This is a genomic window from Pseudomonas sp. (genome assembly GCF_050739655.1).
In the GTDB taxonomy this organism is placed as follows: Bacteria; Pseudomonadota; Gammaproteobacteria; order Pseudomonadales; family Pseudomonadaceae; genus Aquipseudomonas.
Window position 1 is genome coordinate 1 of the sequence record NZ_JBOIBY010000437.1, and the last position, 2,260, is coordinate 2,260.

2 protein-coding genes are annotated in these 2,260 nt (G+C 57.0%); both read left to right on the forward strand.

The features are described 5' to 3' along the window. Positions 1-230: 230 nt before the first annotated feature. A complete protein-coding gene (locus ACRESJ_RS21195) occupies positions 231-713 on the forward strand; it encodes a sigma-70 family RNA polymerase sigma factor (RefSeq protein WP_431759645.1) in 483 nt (160 codons plus the stop codon). A 141-nt stretch (positions 714-854) separates the two neighbouring features. Beyond that, on the forward strand, positions 855-2,189 hold the full coding sequence (locus ACRESJ_RS21200; RefSeq protein WP_431759646.1) for a lysine N(6)-hydroxylase/L-ornithine N(5)-oxygenase family protein: 1,335 nt from the start codon (positions 855-857) through the stop codon (positions 2,187-2,189). Positions 2,190-2,260: the final 71 nt, after the last annotated feature.

A 2,260-nucleotide genomic window follows, 5' to 3' on the forward strand; every position in this document is an offset into this window, starting at 1 on the left:
AGGCTGCGATCTTTTGATCTTGTTTTTAAAAGCAAATCAAAAGATCGCAGCCTGCGGCAGCTCCTACACGGGAAGCAGTGAATTTGAGTTTTTCATCGGCAATCCAAAGCAACGCTTTAAATCTACATGAGAATTACTATAAATTACGCACCTCAAATTGCCACTATCGTGCCACTGCCTTTTTTCAGGGGCGATGAGTGGGTTCAAGGACAGAAACCCGTGCTGGAGTCATGTTGGAAAACTACTATCGAGAGCTGGTGTGTTTCCTGAACGCCAAGCTCGGCAACCGCCAAGTTGCCGAAGATGTGGTGCATGACGCTTATCTGCGCGTCCTGGAGCGTTCCAGCGACACGCCGATCGAGCAGCCCCGGGCATTTCTTTATCGCACCGCACTGAACCTGGTGATCGACGATCATCGACGCAATGCCCTGCGCCAGGCCGAGCCGCTGGACGTGCTTGATAACGAAGAACGTTATTTCAGTCCCTCTCCTTTAAGCAGCCTCGATCATGGCCAGCGCCTGGACATGCTCCAGCGCGCATTGGCGGAGTTGCCCCGGCTGTGTCGCGAAAGTTTTCTGCTGCGCAAGATAGAAGGCCTGTCCCACCCGGAAATCGCCGAACACCTGGGGATTTCCAAGGCGCTGGTGGAGAAGCACATTGTCAATGCGATGAAGCATTGCCGGGTGCGCATGCTGCAATGGGATGCGCATTGAGTTGTGCTGATTCGTTGAAACGTTAAATTTTATTTCACTGTCCTCGTTCCCTTCATCAACGACTTGCTGTCCTGCTCAAAGGCCGGTCAGGTCACTTCGGCTTATCCCCTCGATCGGGGGTTCATCCAGAGGACACTGGAAATGACACAGGCAATTGCATCGCCCATCGTTCACGACCTGATCGGCGTCGGTTTCGGCCCTTCGAACCTGGCGCTGGCCATCGCCTTGCAAGAGCGCGGGCCGAGCCAGGGCGAGCTGGATGTACTGTTTCTCGACAAGCAAGCGCACTACAGCTGGCACGGCAACACACTGTCGACCCAGAGCGAGTTGCAGATTTCCTTCCTCAAGGACCTGGTGACCCTGCGTAACCCGACCAGCCCTTACTCCTTCGTCAATTACCTCAAGGCCCACGGCCGTCTGGTGGACTTCATCAACCTGGGCACCTTCTATCCGTGCCGCATGGAGTACAACGACTACCTGCGCTGGGTCGCCGGCCAGTTCGAAAAACAGAGCCGTTATGGCGAAGAAGTGCTGACCATCGAACCGGTGCTGCACAACCAGCAGGTCGAGGCACTGCGGGTGATTTCCCGCGATTCGACAGGTCATCAACATGTGCGCACCGCCCGTTCAGTGGTGGTCAGCGCCGGCGGTACACCGCGCATTCCCGAAGCGTTCAAGGCGCTCAAGGGTGATGCTCGCGTGTTCCACCACTCGCAATACCTGGCGCAGATGGCCAAGCAGCCATGTGTGAATAACCAACCGATGAGCATCGCGATCATCGGCGGCGGGCAGAGCGCCGCGGAAGCCTTCATCGATTTGAACGACAGCTTCCCGTCGGTGCAGGTGGACATGATCCTGCGCGGTTCGGCGCTCAAACCTGCGGACGACAGCCCGTTCGTCAACGAAGTGTTTTCGCCGGAATTCACCGACCTGGTGTTCAACCAGGACAGCAGCGAGCGCGAGCGCCTGGTCAACGAGTACCACAACACCAACTACTCGGTGGTGGACATCGACCTGATCGAACGCATCTACGGCATCTTCTATCGCCAGAAAGTGTCGGGCGTGGCCCGCCATGTGTTCCGCACCCTGACCACCATCGAAAAAGCCACCGCCACCGAGCACGGCATCGAACTGGCCGTGCGTAATAACGCCACGGGCGAGGTCACGGTTCGTCACTACGACGCGGTGGTTTTGGCCACCGGTTACGAGCGCCAGATGCACCGCAAATTGCTGGCGCCGCTGGAACAGTACCTGGGTGATTTCGAGGTTGATCGCAACTACAAACTGATCACCGACGAGCGCTGCAAGGCCGGCATTTATATGCAGGGCTTCTGCCAGGCCAGCCACGGTTTGAGCGATACCTTGCTGTCGATCCTGCCGATTCGTGCCGACGAAATTGCCGGGTCGCTGTATGACCATGGCAAGCATCGCGGGCATCGTTCGGTGGTGGATTTGTTGTTGGCCACTGCCAGCTGACATTGGTTCGATCCTGAAAAGATCGCAGCCTGCGGCAGCTCCTACATGGGAATGCGTACCCCTGTAGGAGC